Origin of the sequence: Streptomyces sp. NBC_01235 (genome assembly GCF_035989285.1) — a bacterium.
Lineage (GTDB): Bacteria > Actinomycetota > Actinomycetes > Streptomycetales > Streptomycetaceae > Streptomyces.
In genome coordinates, this window is the sequence record NZ_CP108513.1 from 9,160,156 (window position 1) to 9,182,002 (window position 21,847).

A 21,847-nucleotide genomic window follows, 5' to 3' on the forward strand; every position below is an offset into this window, starting at 1 on the left:
ATCAGCCCCGGTTCTGTACGTGCTGGTAGCCGAAGCGGCCCTTGATGCAGAGATTGCCGTGGGTCACCGGGTTGTCGTGCGGTGACGTGACCTTCACGATCTCATTGTCCTGCACATGGAGCGTGAGGTTGCAGCCCACCCCGCAGTACGCGCACACCGTCGTGGTCCGCGTCTGCGTCGATTCGTCCCAGTTCCCGGCCGCCCGTAGGTCGAACTCGGACTTGAAGGACAGTGCCCCCGTCGGGCACACCTCGATGCAGTTCCCGCAGTACACGCACGCCGAGTCGGTCAGCGCAGCGTCGTGTTCGACGGCGATCCGGGCGTCGAAACCGCGCCCCGCGACGGAGATCGCGAAGGTGTTCTGCCACTGGTCACCGCAGGCGTCCACGCACTTGTAACAAAGGATGCACTTGTCGTAATCGCGTACATAGAGATCGTTGTCGATCTTCGGCTCCTCGTTGAGCCGGGCCGCGTCCGGCCCGAAGCGGTCCGGCTTCGCCTCGTACTCCTTGATCCATTCCGCGACCAATGGTGTCGTGGACAGGTCGACCGAGGACGCGAGCAGTTCGAGAACGATCTTGCGGCTGTGCCGGGCGCGCTCGGTGTCCGTCTTCACCACCATGCCCGGTTCGGCCTTGCGGGAGCAGGCGGGGACGAGGGCGCGTGAGCCCTCGACCTCCACGACGCACACCCGGCAGGCGTTCTTCGGCCGCAGCGTGTCGCCCTGGCAGAGGGTCGGGACGTCCTTCCCTGCCGCCCGGCAGGCGTCGAGGATCGTCGAGCCCTCCGGCACCCCGGCCGCCTCGCCGTCGATCGTGAACTCCAGCAGGCGGCGCGGGATCCCCAGCGGTGTCACGGTCATTCGTACGCCCCCAGACGGTCGATGGCGGATTCCACGGCGTTCCACGCGGTCTGTCCCAGACCGCAGATCGAGGCGTCCCGCATCGCGCGGCCGACCTCGCGCAACAGAGCGATGTCGCCGGCTGCGTCGGCCCCGGTCCGCTCCACGATCCGGTGCAACGCCTCCTCCTGTCGCACGGTTCCGACCCGGCACGGCACACACTGCCCGCACGACTCGTCGCGGAAGAACTCGGCGATCCGCAACAGCAGTCGGGGCAGCGGGACGGTGGCGTCGAAGGCCATGACGGCCCCCGAACCGAGCGTGGTGCCCGCCTCCCGGGTGCCCTCGAAGGTCAGTGGGATGTCGAGTTCGTCGGGCCGTACGAAGCCGCCGGCCGCGCCGCCGAGCAGTACGGCGCGCAGGCCCTCGCCGGCCCCGGCGAGGGCGAGCAGTTCGCCCAGCGTCGCACCGAAGGGGAGTTCGTAGACGCCGGGAAGTGCGACGCTGCCCGACACGCAGAACAGCTTGGAGCCGGTGGACCTGGCCGTCCCGATCGTCGCGTAGGCCGGCGCGCCCATGGTGAGGATCGGCAGGACGTTGACCAGCGTCTCCACGTTGTTCTCGACCGTCGGCTTGCCGAACAGGCCCTTCTCCACCGCGAACGGCGGTTTCGAGCGCGGCTCGCCCCGATGGCCCTCGATGGAGTTGAACAGGGCCGTCTCCTCGCCGCAGATGTAGGCGCCGGCGCCCCGCCGGATCTCGATGTCGAAGGCGTAGCCCTGGCCGAGGATGTCGTCGCCGAGCAGCCCGCGCTCACGTGTACGGTCGACCGCATATTGCATACGGTGTACCGCGCGTGGATACTCGCCGCGGAGATACAGGTATCCCTTATGGGCGCCGATCGCATACGCCGCGACCGTCATCGCCTCCACCAGCGCGTACGGGTCGCCCTCCATGAGCACCCGGTCCTTGAAGGTGCCCGGCTCGGACTCGTCCGCGTTGCACACCAGGTAGTGCGGATGATCGGGCTGGGACGCCGTGGCCTGCCACTTGCGGCCGGTGGGGAAGGCGGCGCCGCCGCGCCCGAGCAGGCCGGAGTCGGTGACCTCGCGGATGACTCCGGCGGGACCGAGCGCGAACGCCCGGCGCAGGGCCGTGTAGCCGCCGTGGGCCCGGTAGTCGTCGAGTGACGACGGGTCCACCACACCGACCCGGCTCAGCAGGGTGAGCGACGGACCCCCGGCCTGGGGCACCGCCGTCACCGGAGGCGGCTCCTCGGGGGCCGAGTCGGGCGCGCTCGCGGCGAGTACGGCCGCCTCGACGGTCGCCGGCGCCGACACCGCCGTACGCACCGGATCGCCCGCCCTGATCGCGAGCGCGGCCGGGGCGCGTTCGCACAGGCCGAGGCAGGGGTCGCGCTCGACGGACACACCGCTGCCGGGGCCCAGGCGTGCCTCGATCCCGGCGCACAGCCGCGAGGCGCCCGCGGCCGTGCAGGCGAGGTCGGTGCACACGTGCAGTACGGTCGCCGGCCGGGGTTTGACCGAGAACATCGCGTAGAAGGTGGCGACGCCGTACGCCTCCGCCGGGGGCACCGTCAGGCGACGGCACAGGTAGTCGAGGGCGCCCTCACTGATCCAGCCGACCCGGTCGTTGACGGCGTGCAGCCCCGGCAGCAGCAGTTCGCGGCGGTCCCGGGCCTCGCGGCCGCCTCGCGCCCACCTGAGATCCGCGGCCCTCATCTCATCGCGGGCCGCGCCCTCCCACGAGGACTCCGGTGGGCCGAACAGGGCGTCGACAGCCGCCCGTTCCTCGTCCGTCGGCTTGCTGTCGCCGAAGTGCAGATCCACGAGATCACCTCACAGGGGTCGGAGCCGGGAGCTTCTCGATCCGGATCGCCGACGCCTTGAACTCCGCCGTCCCCGCGATCGGGCAATTGGCCTCGATCGTCAGCTGGTTGGTGTCCACCTCGTCGGGAAAGTGCATGGTCATGAAGGCGAGACCGGGCCGCAGGGCGGTGTCGATCCAGACGGGTGCCACCACGGATCCGCGCCGCGAGGTCACCCGGACCTCCTCGCCGACGACGATTCCATGGCGCTCGGCGTCCTCCGGGCACAGCTCGACGAACTCGCCGCGCCGCAGCGGGGAGGCGAAACTGCCGCTCTGCACACCGGTGTTGTACGAGTCGAGCCGTCGGCCGGTCGTCAGCCGGATCGGATACTCCTCGTCCGTGAGGTCGACCGGCGGGTCGTGCCGCACGATCCCGAACGGTGCCCGCCTGCCCACCCGCTGCGGCTCCTTCTCCCACAACCGGCCATGCAGATACGTGGGTTCGAGACGGTCGGTGCTCGGACACGGCCACTGGATGCCCTGATGCTCCTCCAGTCGGTGGTACGTCATTCCGTAGTGGTCCGGGGAAACCGACCTGAGCTCGTTCCAGACGGCCTCCGCGTCCGCGTACTTCCACTCGTGGCCGAGTCGTCCCGCCAGGTCGCAGAGGATGTCGATGTCCTCGCGGGCCTCGCCCGGCGGGGTGACCGCGCGCCGCACCCGCTGAACCCGCCGCTCACTGTTGGTGGTGGTGCCGTTCGTCTCCGCCCAGCCGGCCGTCGCCGGCAGGACGACGTCCGCCAACTCGGCCGTCTTCGTGAGGAAGATGTCCTGCACGACGAGGAAGTCGAGGGCCCGCAGCCGTCGTACGGCCTGCACGCTGTCCGCCTCCGACTGCGCCGGGTTCTCACCGATGCAGTAGACGGCCGTCAGCGAGCCCTCCTCCATCGCCTCGAACATCTCCGTCAGGTTCAGTCCGTAGTGAGGCTCGATGACCGTGTCCCAGGCCGACTCGAATGTCAGCCGGGCGGCGGGATCGAGGATGTCCTGGAAGCCGGGGAGGCGGTTGGGGATGGCGCCCATGTCGCCGCCGCCCTGCACGTTGTTCTGGCCGCGCAGCGGTTGCAGCCCGGAGGCGTAACGCCCCACGTGCCCGGTCAGCAGCGACAGGTTGATGAGCGCACGCACGTTGTCCGTGCCGTTGTGGTGCTCGGTGATGCCGAGGGTCCAGCACAGCTGGGCACGCTCGGCGCGGGCATAGGCGTGCGCCAACTCCCCGATGGCGGCAGCCGGTACGCCCGTAACCTTCTCCGCGAGGGACAGCGTCCAGGGTTCGACGAGAGCCTTGTACTCCTCGAAGTCGCTGGTCGCCCGCTCGACGAACACCTCGTTGGCCAGCCCCGCGTGGATGATCTCGCGGCCGATCGCGTGCGCCATCGGGATGTCCGTGCCCACGTTGAGACCGAGCCAGCTCTCCGCCCACTCGGCGGTGGACGTCCGCCGGGGGTCGACCGCGTACATCCGCGCGCCGTTCCTGATCCCCTTCAGGACGTGCTGGAAGAAGATCGGATGCGCGAAGCGGGCGTTGGAGCCCCACATCACGATGACGTCCGTGTGCTCGATCTCCTCGTACGACGACGTCCCGCCGCCGGAGCCGAAGGCGGCCGACAGACCCGCGACGCTCGGCGCGTGGCAGGTGCGGTTGCACGAGTCGACGTTGTTGGTGCCCATGACGACCCGGGCGAACTTCTGCGCCACATAGTTCATCTCGTTGGTCGCACGGGCGCAGGAGAACATGCCGAACGCGCCGCGGTTGCGCTGCAGGCCCCGCGCGGTGCGCTCCAGGGCCTCCCCCCAACTCGCTTCGCGGAAAGGTGCGTTGCGGGAGTCCCTGATGAGCGGTCGGGTGAGTCGGGTGTAGGTCTTCGGTGTCCGGTCGCGTTTCCTCATGTGTGCTTCCCAGCGTTCATGCGGCGCTCCTCAGGGCGAGCAGGTCCGAAATGGCGTGCACGGTCCGCAGGGTGGGGACCTGCACGCCGGTGATCTCCGCCAACTCCACGACGGCCGCAAGGAGTACGTCGAGTTCGAGCGGCTTGCCGCGCTCCAGGTCCTGGAGTGTGGAGGTGCGGTGGTCGCCGACCCGCTCCGCGCCCGCGAGCCGGCGTTCGATGGAGACGCCCACCGCGCAGCCGAGGGCCTCGGCGACCGTCAGCGTTTCGCGCATCATCGTCTCGATGACCTGGCGGGTGCCGCCGTGCAGGCACATCTGCCGCATGGTCGCGCGGGCCAGCGCGCTGATCGGATTGAAGGAGATGTTGCCCAGCAGCTTGAGCCAGATGTCGTTGCGCAGCCCCGGTTCCACCGGGCACTTCAGCCCACCGGCCCGCATGGCCTCGCTCAGGGCCAGACAGCGCGTCGAGACGCTGCGATCGGGCTCGCCGATGGAGAACCGGGTACCTTCCAAGTGACGTACGACGCCCGGCCCTTCGAGCTCGGTGGCCGCGTAGACCACGCAGCCGACGGCCCGTTCGGGCGCGAGCACCGCACTGACCGCGCCGTCCGGGTCCACGCTCTCGACGCGTCGGCCGTCGTAGGGGCCGTCGTGTCGGTGGAAGTACCACCAGGGGATGCCGTTCTGGGCGGCGACCACCGCGGTGGACTCGTGCAGCAGGGGCTCGATCAGCGGCCCGCACGCCGCGTACGAGTGGGCCTTGAGGCCGAGGAAGACGAAGTCGACCGGGCCGATCTCGGCCGGGTCGTCGGTGGCATGGGCGCGGGCGGTGAAGTCGCCGCGTGGACTGAGTACCCGCACCCCGTCCCGCCTCATGGCCGCGAGATGCGGTCCACGGGCGACGAGATGCACGTCGGCGCCCGCGCGGTGGAGCGCTGCACCGACGTAGGCGCCGATCGCACCGGCGCCGAGGACTGCGACTTTCATTGCGAGGGAGCTCCGTTCGGTCGTGGGTACCGAGGAACTGTCGAACTCTGTCGACGAAATATTGTCTACAGTATGGAGGTTGGGGCGGCAAGGGTACGCGCAGGGTGGCATGGGTTCCCGCAGAGCCGGGAATGGGCGGGAGCGTGCCGGGGCCTGGTCCGCGTGGGAGCCCGGAAGGGCCCTCGAGTGGTCCCGGGACGGGTCTCGTAAGCGGTTTCGGGGACCGGCTGGTCCGACCGTTCGGCGCAGCTCGCATACCGTTCACCGAAAGCCGTCGACGCGCCGCCTTTTCAACACCGCTGCGGATTCCTACCGTTCAGGATTCATGAGTCCCCCTGTCGCACCGCCCGGCTGGAGCCGCTGGCTCGTCCCCCCGGCCGCGCTCTCGGTCCATCTCTCCATCGGCCAGGCCTACGCGTGGTCCGTGTTCAAGCCGCCGCTGGAGTCGGCGCTCGGCCTCAGCGGCACGCAGAGCGCGCTCCCGTTCCAGCTCGCCATCGTCATGCTCGGCCTGTCCGCGGCCTTCGGCGGCACGCTGGTGGAGCGCAACGGACCGCGCTGGGCGATGACCGTCGCCCTGGTCTGCTTCTCGTCCGGCTTCCTGATCTCCGCGCTCGGCGCCGCCACCGAGCAGTACTGGCTGATCGTCCTCGGCTACGGCTTCGTCGGCGGAATCGGCCTCGGTATCGGTTACATCTCGCCCGTCTCCACCTTGATCAAGTGGTTCCCGGATCGCCCCGGCATGGCCACCGGCATCGCCATCATGGGCTTCGGCGGCGGTGCGCTCATCGCCTCTCCCTGGTCGGCGCAGATGCTGGAGTCGTTCGGCTCCGACAGCTCCGGGATCGCGCTCGCGTTTCTCGTACACGGGCTTTCGTATGCGGTATTCATGACGCTGGGCGTACTGCTGGTGCGGGTGCCGCGCGGCGAGCGCCCGGTCGCGGGCGGGTCGAGCGCCGTCGAGGGTGTGCAGGTCTCGGCGCGCGGCGCGGTGCGCACCCCGCAGTTCTGGTGCCTGTGGGTCGTGCTCTGCATGAACGTGACCGCCGGCATCGGCATCCTGGAGAAGGCCGCCCCGATGATCAGGGACTTCTTCGCCGACGGCGCCACCCCGGTCTCGGTGTCCGCGGCAGCCGGCTTCGTCGCCCTGCTGTCCGCGGCGAACATGGCCGGCCGGATCGGCTGGTCGTCGACCTCCGACCTGATCGGACGCAAGAACATCTACCGGGTGTACCTGGGCGTCGGCGCCCTGATGTACGGGCTGATCGCGCTGATCGGCGACTCGTCGAAACCCCTGTTCGTCCTGTGTGCGCTGGTGATCCTCTCCTTCTACGGCGGCGGCTTCGCGACGATCCCCGCCTACCTCAAGGACCTGTTCGGGACTTACCAGGTCGGCGCGATCCACGGTCGGCTGCTCACCGCCTGGTCCACGGCCGGCGTGCTCGGCCCGCTGATCGTCAACTGGATCGCCGACCGGCAGGAGGACGCCGGAAAGCACGGCTCGTCGCTGTACACCCTGTCCCTGTTCATCATGATCGGGCTGCTCGCCGTCGGCTTCGTCGCCAACGAACTCGTCCGGCCCGTCCATGTGCGCCACCATGTGCCCGTCCAGAAGGAGGCCGCCGATGTCGAACGACAGCAGCCCGAGTCCGCAGCCTGACCGGCGGCCGCTGATCGCCTTCGCCTGGCTGTGGGTCGGGGCCCCGCTCGCTTACGGGCTGTACGAGCTCGTACAGAAGGCGACGCAGCTGTTCACCGGGTAGCGGTTTCCGGGGGTGGGTATTCGGCGGGGGGCGTTCGACGGTTGTTCGGGCCCCGAGGGCTATGGGGAAGCCGACAACCCGGGAACCGGTTTCCTGTCGCTTCACGCGCCCTCGTACCCGTGAGTCACTGATCAGACTGGAGGATCCCGCTACCCAAGGCAACGAGGGGGACCCCCAATGAACGGCTCGCGCATCGCCGCCGTCGGCCACTACCAGCCCGCCAAGGTGCTCACCAACGAGGACCTGGCGGGCTTGGTCGACACCAGTGACGAGTGGATCAGGAGCCGGGTGGGCATCCGCACGCGCCACATCGCCGGCCCCGACGAGCCAGTGGACGAGCTGGCCGCGCACGCCGCCGCAAAGGCGCTCGCGTCGGCCGGCCTCGCGCCGGGCGACATCGACCTGGTGCTGGTCGCGACCTCCACGGCCGTCGACCGCTCGCCCAACATGGCCGCTCGGGTCGCCGCCCGGCTCGGCGTTCCACAGCCGGCCGCGATGGACGTCAATGTCGTCTGCGCCGGTTTCACCCACGCGCTGGCCACCGCCGACCACACCCTCCGCGCCGGCGCCGCGACCCGCGCCCTGGTCATCGGCGCAGACAAGATGTCCGAGGTGACCGACTGGAGCGACCGCACCACCTGCGTACTCGTCGGCGACGGAGCGGGCGCCGCCGTGGTCGAGGCCTGTCCGGACGGGGTCGAGCCCGGCATCGCGCCCGTGCTGTGGGGTTCGGTGCCCGAGATGGGCCACGCGGTGCGGATCGAGGGTCAGCCGGCGCGGTTCGCGCAGGAGGGGCAGAGCGTCTACCGCTGGGCCACCACCCAGCTGCCACCCCTGGCACGCCAGGCCTGCGAGCGCGCCGGACTCACGCCCGAGGACCTCGCCGCCGTCGTCCTGCACCAGGCGAACCTGCGCATCATCGAACCCCTCGCGCAGAAGATCGGCGCCGTCAATGCGGTGGTCGCGCGCGACGTCACCGAATCGGGTAACACCTCCGCCGCCAGCATTCCCCTGGCCTTCTCCAAGCTCGTCGAGCAGGGCGCCGTCTCCACGGGGGACCCGGTGCTGCTGTTCGGCTTCGGCGGCAACCTGTCGTACGCGGGACAGGTCGTGCGCTGCCCGTGAGCGGGGACAGGGACGGGAGCGGGACGAGGCCGTCGGGGCGGGTCTCGTGGGCGGCTCGTACGGGAGACCGCGGCGTAGTGTGACGCGATCGACTGTGCCCGGCTCTGGTCTACTGTCCGCCGTAGACTGTAGACGAAAGGCAATCGATACTCGGCTGTGGACAGTCGACCGGCTGCGGAGGGCCGGTACGTCGATCGAGCCGAGACGTCAATCGATACGTGGCTTGCGGGGTGCATTGCCCGGTGTTGCCGAGGAGGGGGATCGACCGATGTTGTCGACAGGACTGCCGCAGGGCGCGGTGCCCAAGCTGGAACGGCCCGGCCCGCTGCGCGACCGCGTCTACGAGGCACTGCTCGAACTCATCACCACCCGCGCCCTCCAGCCCGGCCAGCACCTCGTCGAGAGCGAGCTCGCCGCGCACCTCGGCGTCTCACGACAGCCGGTGCGTGAGGCGCTGCAGAGGCTGAACACCGAGGGGTGGGTGGACCTCAGACCCGCCCAGGGCGCGTTCGTGCACGAGCCGACCGAGGAGGAGGCGGACCAACTCCTCACCGTTCGCACGCTGTTGGAGGCCGAAGCCGCCCGGCTCGCCGCCGCGCACGCGGACCAGGCCGGGATCGAGGCCCTGGACGAGATCCAGGCCCAGGGGCAGCTGGCCGTCGCCAAGGACGACGTGGACGCCGCCGTCGCCCTGAACGCCCGCTTCCACGCCAAGGTCATGGAGCTCGCGGGCAACGCGGTCCTCGCCGAGCTGGCGGCCCAGGTCGACCGCCGGGTGCGCTGGTACTACACGCCGATCGCCCGGCAGCGCGGCCACCAGTCCTGGGACGAGCACCGCGAACTGATCACCGCGATCGTCGCCCACGACGAGCAGTTGGCCACCCGGCTGATGCGCGAGCACACCGAGCACACCCGGCGCTCGTATCACGCCCGCGACAAGTCCTGAACCGCCTCGAGGCGCATGCCTCGGCGGGTCCCGACCGGACGGATTCCCGCCAACGCCGCGACCCCGGCGGATGATTCGGCGACGGCCGACACGTCGATGCCGAGCAGGAGAACGGTTGCCACGGCCAACCCCGGTCCCGTGTACGGGTGTTCGGCGCAGTGGCTGCGGGTTTCTGCGCATCCGATGCCGGAAGGGCGATGTCGAGCAGCATCGGCAGGAATGCGGAGTAAGTGCGCGTTCAACGCCGGCAAGGGGGCGAGTCCGCGGGGGTATGGCGCGGAACGCCGCCTCGGCCGGCTCCCCGTCCCGCGCGCAGGGCGTTCGCCACAGGGCGCTCACCACTGGACGACCGCCGCGCGACCGGGCCCGTACCCATGTGCTGTCACCGCTCTTTGTCCTGTGAGTGGAGAAAGTTGACAGCAATCCGTGCACGGCTTCTTCCCAGGTTCGGCAGCCGCTGCTACGTTCCCTTCGAAAGCCCGACACTGGTGGCCGAATTGAGGCGGGGAGGGGCTCGTGAGACGCATGACGGCACGACCCGCGAACGCTCACCAGGCCCGTCTGCTCAAGCTGTTGCGGGACAGTGGCCCCAACTCCCGTGCCCAGCTGGGTGATCGGGTCGACCTGTCCCGGTCCAAGCTGGCCGTGGAGGTGGACCGGCTCCTGGAGACGGGGCTGGTCGTGGCCGACGGACTCGCCGCCTCGCGCGGTGGCCGCCGCTCCCACAACGTCCGACTCAACCCTGGGCTGCGCCTCCTCGGCGTCGACATCGGCGCGACCTCGGTCGATGTCGCGGTCACCAACGCCGAACTGGAGACCCTCGGACACCTCAACCAGCCCCTCGACGTGCGTGAGGGACCGGTCGCTGTCTTCGAGCAAGTTCTGTCCATGGCCGCGAAGTTGAGGGCGACGGGACTCGCCGAGGGCTTCGATGGCGCCGGCATCGGTGTACCCGGTCCGGTTCGTTTTCCCGAGGGGGTGCCGGTCGCGCCGCCGATCATGCCGGGCTGGGACGGCTTTCCCGTGCGGGAGGCGCTCAGCCAGGAACTCGGCTGCCCGGTCATGGTCGACAACGACGTGAACCTCATGGCGATGGGGGAGCAGCACGCGGGCGTGGCCCGCACCGTCGCCGACTTCCTCTGCGTCAAGATCGGCACCGGCATCGGCTGCGGCATCGTCGTCGGCGGCCAGGTCTACCGCGGTACGACCGGCAGCGCGGGCGACATCGGGCACATCCAGGCCGTGCCCGACGGCCGTCCGTGCGCCTGCGGCAACAGGGGGTGCCTGGAGGCCTACTTCAGCGGGGCGGCCCTGGCTCGTGACGCGACGGAGGCGGCCCAGCAGGGCCTCTCCATGGAACTCGCGGCACGACTGGAGACGAACGGCGGACTCACCGCCGTCGACGTCGCCGCCGCGGCCGCCGCGGGCGACGCCACCTGCCTCGAGATGATCCGCGAGGGCGGCAACCGGGTCGGCCAGGTCATCGCCGGACTCGTCTCGTTCTTCAATCCCGGCCTGGTGGTGATCGGCGGCGGGGTGACCGGACTCGGACACACGCTGCTCGCCGCGATCCGCACCCAGGTGTACCGCCAGTCGCTTCCTCTCGCGACCGGCAACCTACCCATCGTCCTGGGGGAGTTGGGACCCACCGCCGGCGTGATCGGCGCGGCCCGACTGATCAGCGACCACCTGTTCTCACCCGCGTAAGCCCGCTACCCGACGCGATCCCGGCAAGCCCGACACCGACACGGTTCACCAGCACAGCGCCCTGCCTCGCCCTGCTCGGCCCTGCCTGCCCTGCCCTGCCCTGAGAACAACGACTTCGTTCTGCCCTGACTCCGGCCCGCACGCCCGCCGAGGGGAACCCACATGGCATCACCACCGCTGCTCAGCATGTCCGGCATCACCAAGTCCTTTCCCGGAGTACGGGCGTTGGACGGCGTCGACCTCGACGTCCAGGCCGGCGAAGTGCACTGTCTGCTCGGTCAGAACGGCGCCGGGAAGTCCACCCTCATCAAGGTCCTGGCCGGCGCCCACCAGCCCGACGACGGCGTCATCCGCTGGCAGGGCGACCCCGTCACCCTGCGCTCGCCGATCGCCGCCATGCGCCTCGGTATCGCCACCATCTACCAGGAACTCGACCTGGTGGAGCACCTGTCGGTGGCCGAGAACGTCCACCTGGGTCATGAACCCACGGCGGCCGGATTCGTCGTACGAGCGAAGGTGGCGCGAGCCTCAACGGCGGCTCTGTTGAGGCGGCTTGGGCACCAGGAGATCGATCCGGCCCGGCTGGTGGGCGAGTTGTCGGCGGCGCAGCAGCAGATCGTCTCCATGGCGCGGGCCCTCTCGCACGACGTACGGCTCATCGTGATGGACGAACCGTCCGCAGCCCTCGACCCCGACGAAGTCGACAACCTGTTCCGTATCGTCGGTGATCTGACCGCCGACGGAGTGGCCGTCGTCTACATCTCGCACCGCCTGGAGGAGATCCGGCGTATCGGCGACCGCGTGACCGTGCTCAAGGACGGACGGGCGGTGGCGGGCGGACTGCCCGCGAACACGACGCCGACGCGCGAGGTCGTTGCGTTGATGACGGGGCGCAACGTCGAGTACGTCTTCCCCGAGCGGCCGTCGGGCGACACGGCCGCCGCCGTGGACGGGAAGCCCGTACTGGAGGTGCGGGGGCTCGCCCGGGACGGCGAGTTCGCGTCCCTCGACCTGACCGTGCGCCCTGGGGAGATCGTCGGCCTCGCCGGGCTGGTCGGCTCGGGCCGCTCGGAGATCCTGGAGACGATCTACGGAGCGCGAAAGCCCAGCGCGGGCCACGTCCTGGTCGACGGGCGGTCGTTGCGCCCCGGTAGCGTGCGCGCCGCCGTTCGGGCCGGGCTCGGGCTCGCCCCCGAGGAACGCAAGGCGCAGGCCCTGCTGATGTTGGAGTCCGTCACCCGTAACGTCTCCGTCTCCTCCATGTCCCGTTTCTCACACGGGGGTTGGATCGACCGGCGGACCGAACGAGGGGCGGCGCAGGCCGCGACGCGTGAGCTGTCCCTGCGTCCCGACAGTCCGTCCGTTCCCGTGCGCACCCTGTCCGGCGGCAACCAGCAGAAGGCGGTCCTGGCCCGCTGGCTGTTGCGCGGCTGCCGGGTCCTGCTGCTCGACGAGCCGACACGCGGCGTCGACGTCGGCGCCCGAGCTGAACTGTATGCAGTCGTCCGTCGACTGGCTGACGAGGGCCTCGCCGTGCTGCTGGTCTCCAGCGAGGTCCCCGAGGTGCTCGGCCTCGCCGACCGCGTGCTGGTGCTCCGCGAGGGCCACGTCGTCCACACGGCGCCCGCCCGTGAGCTGGACGAACACCGCGTACTCGATCTCGTCATGGAAGGAAGCCCGGCGTCATGACGCAGCCCGTCTCCCCACCGCGGAACAGCACCGACAAGGTGCCGCAGATCCCGCTCCCCGCCTGGCGCACCCTGGTGGCCCGCGCTGACCTCCGCACCCTCTCCCTGCTCGGTGTGCTCGCCGTGCTCGTCGTGATCGGCGGGATCACCAAACCGGACGAGTTCCTCGACACCCGCAACCTCCAACTCGTCCTCACCCAGGCCTCGGTGATCGGTGTGGTGACCGTCGGCATGACCTTCGTCATCACCTCCGGGGGCATCGACCTCTCGGTCGGCGCGATCGTCGCTCTCGCCTCGGTGTGGGCCACCACGGTCGCCACCCAGGAATACGGTTTCGCGGGCATTCTCTTCACCGCGGTGATCGTCGGCGTGGGCTGCGGCCTGGTCAATGGACTGCTCATCGCCTACGGGGGGATGGTGCCGTTCATCGCGACGCTCGCCATGCTGGCCTCCGCGCGCGGACTGGCGCTGCAGATCACGGACGGTCGCACGCAGATCGTTGACGTCGACGGCATCCTCGATCTGGGCGAGCGCGACGCATACGTGCTCGGCGTCCCGCCACTCGTGATCGTCTTCGCGATCGTGACGGTCATCGGCTGGCTGGTGCTGAACCGCACCACCTTCGGCCGCCGCACGGTCGCCGTCGGCGGCAACGCGGAGGCCGCCCGGCTCGCCGGCATCGACGTACGCCGCCAACGGCTCTATCTCTACCTGCTGTCCGGACTGTGCTGCGGCATCGCCGCCTTCCTGCTGATCATCCTGTCCGGCTCCGGCCAGAACACCAACGGCAATCTCTACGAACTCGACGCCATTGCGGCCGCGATCATCGGCGGCACCCTGCTCAGCGGAGGACGTGGCACCATCACCGGCTCCGTGCTCGGCGTACTGATCTTCACCACGATCACCAACATCTTCGCCCTGAACAACCTGCAGAGCGACGTCCAGCAGATCGCCAAGGGCGCGATCATCGTCGCCGCCGTGCTGGTCCAGCGTCGTACCGCGAGCACGAACTGAGGAAAGGGTTCACCGCCATGCCAGAGCCGACGCCTTATCCGAACCGCTTCACCAGTCGCAGAGGAATGCTCTTCGGGGCCGCCGCCGTCTCCGCCGGCACTCTCCTCGCGGGTTGCACCAGCAATGACTCCAAGGAGGAGGAACCGGCCGCGAACGACCAGCCGGCCGCCGACGACAAGCCCGGCAAGAAGGTCACCATCGGCTTCGCCGGACCGCAGGCCGACCACGGCTGGCTCAACGCCATCAACGACAACGCCGAGAGCCGCGCGAAGAAGTACTCCGACGTGACCCTGGAGATCACCGAGGGCTCGAACGACACCGCCCAGCAGATCGGCCAGATCGAGACCCTCATCAACAAGAAGGTCGACGTCCTGGTCGTGCTGCCCGCCGACGGCAAGGCCCTCACCCAGGTCGGCCTGAAGGCGATGCGCGCGGGCATTCCCGTCGTCAACCTCGACCGGATCTTCAACACCCCCCAGGCGTACCGGTGTTGGGTTGGCGGCGACAATTACGGCATGGGCCTCAACGCCGGGCACTACATCGGGGAGAAACTCAAGGGAAAGCCTGATGCCCGCGTGATCGAACTGGCCGGGCTGGACAACCTGGAGCTCACCAAGCAGCGCACCAAGGGCTTCGACGACGCCCTCAAGAACTACCCCGACATCAAGAAGGTGGCCCGTCAGGCCGCCGAGTTCACGGTCGAGTCGGGCCAGGCGAAGATGGCCCAACTTCTCCAGGCACAGCCCAAGTTCGACGCCCTGTGGAACCACGACGACGACCAGGGCGTGGGCGCGCTGCGCGCCATCGAGCAGGCCGGGCGGGACGACTTCCTGATGGTCGGCGGCGCGGGTGCGCTTGCCGCATTCCAGGCGATCAAGCAGGACAACGGCGTACTGAAGGCAACCGTTCTCTACCCGCCGACCATGGCCGCCTCCGCGATCGACCTCGCCCGCGCCCTCGGCCAGGGCAAGGGCGTCGGTGGCCTTGCCGAATACGAGATCCCCGCCTCGATCACTCTCTATTCGGCGGTCGTCGACAAGACCAACGTCGACCAGTACATGTCCACCGGCTTCAAGTAGGGCGCGCCCTGTCCGGCGGGCGAGGGCCGACCGCCGGGGTGCGGGCCATGGGCACTGAGCCGCGGGCTGTGGGCTGTGGGGGTTGGAGTCGAGAGTTCGGGCTTCGGGCTTCGGGGCGAGGGGTGCCCCGCCGGGTGGACCGGAGCTTTCGGATCCGGGGCCTTGCACGGGGCGGGCGTAGGGGAAACCGATGTCGAAGAAGGCGATTGCTGCGCGGGAGGGTCCGAGCCTTTCGGCGCGGCGCAGGGGCCACCGCCTTCCAGGGAGCCGTGCTGGGCCCGCCAGGACAGTAGCTCACGGCTTCAGGCGCAGGCGCCACCGGATGCGCGGGAAGCGGGCTCCGCACGGCCGTATCGGAGCCGTCGGCTCTCGCTGTAAGGGCCAAGGGTCACCAGGGGTCGTTCTCCGTTCGACGGGTCGGAGCCGCCCACCGGCCACCGGGACTCGGCTCCGATTCCGGTTCCGGTTCCGGCGAGCGTCGTCCGTCCGGGCGAGCCCTGCCCAGCGGGCCACAACGCCCGCCGCCAGGCCGACGCCATCTACTCCACCGCGCACCTGTCGGACGGTCCGAGCGTGGGCCGACGGCGTCCCACCCCCCACCGTGCCACGACGACAAGGAGGACCACCGTATGGAACAGCCGCAGCAGTCAGCAGGACCGGAGGCCGGCAAGCCGCCGCTCCGCGTGGGGATGGTCGGTTACGCGTTCATGGGCGCCGCCCACTCCCAGGGCTGGCGCACCGCGGGCCGCGTCTTCGACCTGCCCCGCCGCCCGGTCCTCGCCGTGATCTGCGGCCGCGACGCCTCCGCCGTGCGCGTGGCGGCCGACCGGCATGGCTGGGCGGCGACCGAGACCGACTGGCGTGCCCTGATCGCCAGGGACGACGTCGACCTCGTCGACATCTGCACTCCCGGCGACTCGCACGCCGAGATCGCCGTCGCGGCGCTGGCCGCCGGCAAGCACGTGCTGTGCGAGAAGCCCCTCGCGAACACGGTCGAGGAAGCCGAGACCATGGCTCATGCCGCCGAAACTGCATACGACCGTGGTCAGTTGGCGATGGTCGGGTTCAACTACCGCCGCGTCCCGGCGACCGCCCTGGCTCGGCGGATGGTCGCCGAGGGCAGGCTGGGCACCCTGCGACATGTGCGGGTGACGTACCTTCAGGACTGGCTCGTGGACCCGGCCTTCCCGTTGACCTGGCGGCTGCGCAGGGAATTGGCCGGCTCCGGCTCGCTCGGCGACCTGGGTGCGCACATTGTCGACCTCGCACAACACCTGGCGGGGGAGCGGCTCGCCGGAGTCTCCGCGATCACCGAGACCTTCGTGCGGCAGCGCCCTTTGCCCGGAGGTGCGACGAGCGGCCTGAGCGCGACGTCCGCCGACGGCACCGGCACGGTCACCGTCGACGACGCGGCCCTGTTCACCGGCCGCTTCGCCTCCGGGGCGCTCGCCTCCTTCGAGGCGACCCGGTTCGCCACCGGACGCAAGAACGCTCTGCGTCTCGAACTCAACGGTGAGCGCGGCTCGCTGGCCTTCGATCTGGAGCGCCTCAACGAACTCTGGTTCCACGACGCCACCGAACCCGGCACGCACGCCGGCTTCCGCCGCATCCTCGTCACCGAACCCGACCACCCCTACCTGGAGGCCTGGTGGCCGCCGGGGCACGGCCTCGGCTACGAGCACACCTTCGTCCACCAGGCCCGCGACCTGGTCCATGCCGTCGCCGAGGGCAGCCGCCCCGAACCCTCCTTCGCCGAGGGACTGCAGGTGCAGCGAGTCCTGGCGGCCGTCGAGGAGAGCGCCGAGAAGAGCTCCGTCTACACGCCGATAGCGGACTGAGGAACGAGGAGGGCCTGGAGCATGCCGCGCACGTTCACACTCTTCACCGGCCAGTGGGCCGACGTGCCCCTGGAGGAGGTCTGCCGCCTCGCCCGCGATTTCGGCTATGACGGCCTCGAACTCGCCTGCTGGGGCGATCACTTCGAGGTCGACAAGGCGCTCGCGGACCCCGAGTATGTGAGGTCCCGCCACCAACTCCTCGACAAGTACGGGCTGAAGTGCTGGGCCATCTCCAATCACCTGGTGGGTCAGGCGGTCTGCGACGCCATCATCGACGAACGCCACCAGGCCATTCTGCCCGCCCGCATCTGGGGCGACGGCGAGCCGGAAGGCGTCCGGCAAAGAGCCGCCGTGGAGATCGCCGACACCGCGCGGGCCGCGGCAGCCTTCGGCGTCGACACGGTGATCGGCTTCACCGGCTCCGCGATCTGGCACCTGGTCGCCATGTTCCCGCCCGCCCCCGAGTCGATGATCGCGCGAGGCTACGAGGACTTCGCCGAGCGCTGGAACCCGATCCTCGACGTCTTCGACGCGCAGGGCGTGCGGTTCGCACACGAGGTCCACCCCAGCGAGATCGCATACGACTACTGGACGACTGTACGCACGCTGGACGCGGTCGACCGTCGACCGGCATTCGGCCTCAACTTCGATCCGAGCCACTTCGTGTGGCAGGACCTGGACCCGGTCGGCTTCCTGTGGGATTTCCGCGACCGCATCTACCACGTGGACTGCAAGGAGGCCCGCAAGCGCCTCGACGGCCGCAACGGCCGCCTCGGCTCCCACCTGCCCTGGGGTGACCCGCGCCGCGGCTGGGACTTCGTCTCCGCCGGCCACGGCGACGTCCCCTGGGAGGACGTCTTCCGCATGCTGCGATCCATCGACTACCTGGGTCCGATCTCCGTGGAGTGGGAGGACGCCGGCATGGACCGGCGTCAGGGCGCCCCCGAGGCGCTGACCCGCCTCAAGGCCTACGACTTCGAGCCGCCGTCGGCCTCCTTCGACGCGGCATTCGGCAACTGAGGCCGAACTCAGGCATCTCTGACTACCCATCAGCTCTCCGGGGTGACGGCGCATCCCGGCGTAAGCACCCGCCCGTACAACCAGCCCCATCCTGGAGGCACCCGTGCACGGGAACGACCCCACCCCCCGTACCCGCACCGGCAGAGCCGAGACCCACAGGCGGCGACGTCCCTCGCTGCGCAGAGCGACCGCCCTCCTGGGCGGCGTCCTGCTGGCCGGCGCGTCCCTCGCCCTCACCACACCCCGGGCCGGTGCTGCCGTCGCCGACCCGGTGGTCACGGCCGCCGAGGACTTCCAGCAGGTCACCCTCGCCAAGGGGGAGGCCGAGGTCGGCGAGCCCATGTCGCTCGCCGTCCTGCCCGACCGTTCGGTCCTGCACACCTCGCGAGACGGTGAACTCCGACTCACCGACGCCGCGGGCAACACCCGGCCGGCCGGCAAGCTCGACGTCTACTCCCACGACGAGGAGGGCCTCCAAGGTATCGGTGTGGACCCGGAGTTCGTCACCAACCGCTTCATCTACCTCTACTACGCACCGCCGTTGGACACCCCGGCGGGCGACGCGCCCGAGACCGGAACGGCCGCAGACTTCGCCCCCTTCGACGGCGTCAACCGCCTCTCCCGCTTCGTGCTGAAGACGGACGGGACGCTCGACACCACGAGCGAGACGAAGATCCTGGACGTTCCCGCTTCGCGCGGCCTGTGCTGCCACGTCGGCGGCGACATCGACTTCGACGCGGCGGGAAACCTCTACCTGTCCACCGGCGACGACACCAACCCCTTCCAGTCGGACGGCTTCACTCCCATCGACGACCGCGACGGACGCAACCCCGCCTTCGACGCCCGCCGTTCCGCCGGAAACACCAACGACCTGCGCGGCAAGATCCTGCGCATCAAGGTGAACGCCGACGGCTCGTACGCCATCCCCGACGGCAACCTCTTCGCGCCCGGTACGGACAGGACGCGGCCCGAGATCTATGCGATGGGTTTCCGTAACCCGTTCCGCTTCAGCGTCGACAAGGCCACCGGCATCCTCTACGTCGGCGACTACGGCCCGGACGCCGGCGCCGCCGACCCGGCCCGTGGGCCGGCCGGCCAGGTCGAGTTCGCGCGCGTCACCGGTCCCGGCAACTTCGGGTGGCCGTTCTGCACGGGCGACAATGACCCGTATGTCGCATACGATTTTGCGACCGGTGTATCCGGCGCGCCCTTCGACTGCGCCGCCCCCAAGAACACCTCGCCGCACAACACCGGCCTGACCGATCTGCCCCCGGCACAGCCTGCCTGGATCCCGTACGACGGCGCCTCGATACCCGAGTTGGGCGACGGTTCGGAGTCCCCGATGGGCGGCCCCGTCTACCACTACGACCCCTCGCTCGACTCGCCGGTGAAGTTCCCCGAGGCGTACGACGGGAATTTCTTCGCCGGGGAGTTCGGCCGCCGCTGGATCAAGCGCATCGTCAGCGACGCGAACGGCTCCGTGCAGTCGATCGATCCCGTTCCGTGGACCGGCACGCAGATCATGGACATGGCGTTCGGGCCGGACGGGGCGCTGTACGTCCTCGACTACGGCACCGCCTGGTTCGGCGGAGACGAGAACTCGGCTCTGTACCGCATCGAGAACGCCACTGACGGCCACTCCCCGGTCGCCCAGGCCGCGGCCGACCGCACCTCCGGACAGGCCCCCCTGAAGGTACGTTTCTCCTCCGCCGGCACCGCCGACCAGGACGGCGACACGCTCACTTACCGCTGGGACTTCGGTGACGGCGGCACCTCGACGGCGGCCGGCCCCACGCACCGGTACAAGGAGAACGGCACGTACACCGCGACCCTGACCGCCGAGGACGGCTCCGGCCGCACCGGCAGCGCGAGCGTGCAGATCGTCGTCGGGAACACGGCCCCGAAGGTGATCCTGGAGACGCCGAAGGACGGGCAGTTGTTCAGCTTCGGCGACGCGATCCCGTTCAAGGTGAGGGTCACCGACCCCGAGGACGGCACGGCGATCGACTGCTCCAAGGTCGAGGTCACCTTCATCCTCGGCCACGACAGTCACGGCCACCCGGTGACCTCGGCCAACGGCTGCACCGGCACCCTCCAGACCAGCGCCGACGGCGGCCACGACGAGGACGCCAACATATTCGGGGTCCTCGACGCCGAGTACACCGACGGCGGAGGCGGTGGACAGGACGCGCTCACCTCGCACGACCAGAGCGTCCTCCAGCCCCGCCACCGTCAGGCCGAGCACTTCGGCGACGCCTCCGGTGTCACGGTGACCGCACGCGAGTCCGCCCACGGCGGCCGCACGGTCGGTGACCTCTCCCATGGCGACTGGATCTCCTTCACGCCGTATGCGCTCGGCAACGCCCAGAAGATCACCGCCAGGGTCTCCTCGGCCGGCGCCGGCGGCACCCTCGAGGTCCGCGCGGGCTCGCCGAGGGGCACCCTGCTCGGCAGGGCGACCGTGCCGGTCACGGGCAGCTGGGACACCTACCAGGACGTCAGCGCCGGCCTGTCCCGCGCCCCGAGGGGCACGACCACGCTCTACCTGGTCTTCAAGGGTGGCAGCGGATCCCTGTACGAGGTGGACGACTTCACCTTCACGACGGCGACGAGCTGAGGGAGGCAGGTATGCGCACAGTGAGCGCTGTCGCCGGGGCCGTGCTGCTCCTCGGCTGCCTCGCACAGCCGGCCGCGTCCCACTCCGCTTCCCCGGACGACGGCCGACGGGTGCTGGTCTTCTCCAAGACGGCCGGTTTCCGGCACGACTCGATTCCGGACGGCGTCACGGCCGTGCGGGAGCTCGGCGAGACGGGTGGCTTCAGGGTCGACGCGACCGAGGACGCGGGCGCGTTCACGCCGGCGAACCTGCGGCGCTACGACGCCGTCGTCTTCCTGTCGACGACCGGGGACGTCCTGGATGCCGGTCAACAGGCCGCCTTCGAGGACTACATCCGGCACGGCGGAGGCTACGTCGGGATCCATGCGGCGGCCGACACCGAGTACGACTGGGCGTTCTACGGCGGCCTCGTCGGCGCATGGTTCCAGTCGCACCCGGCGATCCAGTCCGCGACGGTCGACGTCGAGGACCGGGCCCACCCGGCGACCTCGGGACTCGACCGTGCCTGGAACCGCACCGACGAGTGGTACAACTACCGCTCCAACCCGCGCGAGCGGGTCCACGTCCTGGCCTCGCTCGACGAGTCGTCGTATACGGGCGGCACCATGAACGGCGACCATCCGATCGCCTGGTGTCAGAACTATCAGGGGGGCCGCGCCTTCTACACAGGGGGCGGCCACACGACGGAGTCCTACGCGGATCCGGTGTTCCGTAGACACCTGCTGGGCGGGATCCTGTATGCGGTCGACGACGTGCGTGCGGACTGTCGACCGGAGAACGGATACCGTCCACTCTTCGACGGCACGTCTCTGGACGGCTGGCGGCAGGCCGGACCGGGCTCCTTCACCCTCTCCGACGACGGCACGCTGACGTCGACGGGCGGCATGGGTCTGCTCTGGTACGCCGGCCGGAGCTTCGGGGCGTACTCCCTGAAGCTCGACTGGAAGACCACGGCCGGCGAACCGAGCGGTTCCGGTGACGACAACTCCGGTGTGTTCGTGGGCTTCCCGCCCTCGGACGACCCGTGGTCCGCCGTGAACAACGGCTACGAGATCCAGATCGACACCACCGACGTCCCCGAGAAGACCACAGGGTCCGTCTACGGATTCAGGTCCGCGGACCTGAAAAAGCGCGACCGCGCGCTGAACCCGCCGGGGGAGTGGAACACGTACGAGATCCGCGTGGAGGGCGAACGCCTGCGCGTCTGGCTCAACGGCGTGAAGATCAACGACTTCAGCAACACCGATCCGGCCCGGAGCCTGCGCGACGGACACATCGGCCTGCAGAACCACGGAGCCGACGACCAGGTGTCCTTCCGCGACGTCCGGATCAAGGAACTGCCCGTCAAGGAACTGCCCGGCAAGGGCGACTGAACGGCGGCGGGCGGGGGACGCCGGACCCTCGCCCGCCGTCACCCCTCGTACTCCGGGGTTCGCGCACG

At 69.8% G+C, this 21,847-nt stretch carries 16 protein-coding genes; 12 read left to right on the forward strand and 4 right to left on the reverse strand.

Going from position 1 to position 21,847, the window contains the following annotated elements:
• Position 1 precedes the first annotated feature (1 nt).
• The 4 genes from OG289_RS41155 to OG289_RS41170 are packed head-to-tail and all read right to left on the reverse strand — an operon-like array spanning position 2 to position 5,609.
• Complete coding sequence (locus OG289_RS41155; RefSeq protein ID WP_327319098.1) at positions 2 to 862, reverse strand: 2Fe-2S iron-sulfur cluster-binding protein; 861 nt, start codon at positions 860 to 862, stop codon at positions 2 to 4.
• A complete protein-coding gene (locus tag OG289_RS41160; protein WP_327319099.1) occupies positions 859 to 2,691 on the reverse strand; it encodes an NAD(P)H-dependent oxidoreductase subunit E in 1,833 nt (610 codons plus the stop codon). The genes OG289_RS41155 and OG289_RS41160 overlap by 4 nt, the downstream gene beginning before the upstream one ends.
• Positions 2,692 to 2,695: 4 nt before the next feature.
• Positions 2,696 to 4,621, reverse strand: coding sequence for a molybdopterin oxidoreductase family protein (locus OG289_RS41165; RefSeq protein ID WP_327319100.1), 1,926 nt, complete (start codon positions 4,619 to 4,621; stop codon positions 2,696 to 2,698).
• Between the two features lie 16 nt (positions 4,622 to 4,637).
• The gene (locus OG289_RS41170; protein WP_327319101.1) at positions 4,638 to 5,609 is read right to left on the reverse strand and encodes a 2-dehydropantoate 2-reductase; all 972 of its coding nucleotides are present in this window, start codon (positions 5,607 to 5,609) and stop codon (positions 4,638 to 4,640) included.
• A gap of 325 nt (positions 5,610 to 5,934) precedes the next feature.
• Here OG289_RS41170 and OG289_RS41175 point away from each other — a divergent pair, with 325 nt between their 5' ends.
• The 12 genes from OG289_RS41175 to OG289_RS41230 all read left to right on the forward strand — a co-directional run bounded on the left by OG289_RS41175 (position 5,935) and on the right by OG289_RS41230 (position 21,779).
• A complete protein-coding gene (locus tag OG289_RS41175) occupies positions 5,935 to 7,269 on the forward strand; it encodes an OFA family MFS transporter (RefSeq protein ID WP_327319102.1) in 1,335 nt (444 codons plus the stop codon).
• Positions 7,235 to 7,372, forward strand: a complete 138-nt coding sequence (locus tag OG289_RS41180; protein ID WP_173877651.1) for an MFS transporter small subunit — start codon at positions 7,235 to 7,237, stop codon at positions 7,370 to 7,372. Before OG289_RS41175 ends, OG289_RS41180 begins: the two co-directional genes overlap by 35 nt.
• A gap of 177 nt (positions 7,373 to 7,549) precedes the next feature.
• Entirely contained in the window at positions 7,550 to 8,497 is a 948-nt protein-coding gene (locus tag OG289_RS41185) for a beta-ketoacyl-ACP synthase III (RefSeq protein WP_327319104.1), read from the forward strand.
• A gap of 268 nt (positions 8,498 to 8,765) precedes the next feature.
• The gene (locus tag OG289_RS41190) at positions 8,766 to 9,443 is read left to right on the forward strand and encodes a GntR family transcriptional regulator (protein ID WP_327319105.1); all 678 of its coding nucleotides are present in this window, start codon (positions 8,766 to 8,768) and stop codon (positions 9,441 to 9,443) included.
• Between the two features lie 525 nt (positions 9,444 to 9,968).
• Positions 9,969 to 11,150, forward strand: a complete 1,182-nt coding sequence (locus OG289_RS41195) for an ROK family transcriptional regulator (RefSeq protein WP_327319106.1) — start codon at positions 9,969 to 9,971, stop codon at positions 11,148 to 11,150.
• 186 nt (positions 11,151 to 11,336) lie between these two features.
• The gene (locus tag OG289_RS41200; protein WP_442819123.1) at positions 11,337 to 12,839 is read left to right on the forward strand and encodes a sugar ABC transporter ATP-binding protein; all 1,503 of its coding nucleotides are present in this window, start codon (positions 11,337 to 11,339) and stop codon (positions 12,837 to 12,839) included.
• Positions 12,836 to 13,852, forward strand: a complete 1,017-nt coding sequence (locus OG289_RS41205) for an ABC transporter permease (RefSeq protein WP_327319108.1) — start codon at positions 12,836 to 12,838, stop codon at positions 13,850 to 13,852. Before OG289_RS41200 ends, OG289_RS41205 begins: the two co-directional genes overlap by 4 nt.
• A gap of 17 nt (positions 13,853 to 13,869) precedes the next feature.
• Positions 13,870 to 14,931 (forward strand): substrate-binding domain-containing protein, encoded by a 1,062-nt coding sequence (locus tag OG289_RS41210; protein WP_327319109.1) that lies wholly within the window; start codon positions 13,870 to 13,872, stop codon positions 14,929 to 14,931.
• Between the two features lie 629 nt (positions 14,932 to 15,560).
• Positions 15,561 to 16,769, forward strand: coding sequence for a Gfo/Idh/MocA family protein (locus OG289_RS41215; protein WP_327319110.1), 1,209 nt, complete (start codon positions 15,561 to 15,563; stop codon positions 16,767 to 16,769).
• Between the two features lie 21 nt (positions 16,770 to 16,790).
• On the forward strand, positions 16,791 to 17,789 hold the full coding sequence (locus OG289_RS41220; RefSeq protein WP_327319111.1) for a sugar phosphate isomerase/epimerase family protein: 999 nt from the start codon (positions 16,791 to 16,793) through the stop codon (positions 17,787 to 17,789).
• Positions 17,790 to 17,892: 103 nt separating this feature from the next.
• Complete coding sequence (locus OG289_RS41225; protein WP_327319112.1) at positions 17,893 to 20,406, forward strand: PQQ-dependent sugar dehydrogenase; 2,514 nt, start codon at positions 17,893 to 17,895, stop codon at positions 20,404 to 20,406.
• Positions 20,407 to 20,417: 11 nt separating this feature from the next.
• Positions 20,418 to 21,779 carry a ThuA domain-containing protein gene (locus OG289_RS41230; RefSeq protein ID WP_327319113.1) on the forward strand — a complete coding sequence of 454 codons (1,362 nt, stop codon included), beginning with the start codon at positions 20,418 to 20,420 and terminating at the stop codon, positions 21,777 to 21,779.
• Positions 21,780 to 21,847: the final 68 nt, after the last annotated feature.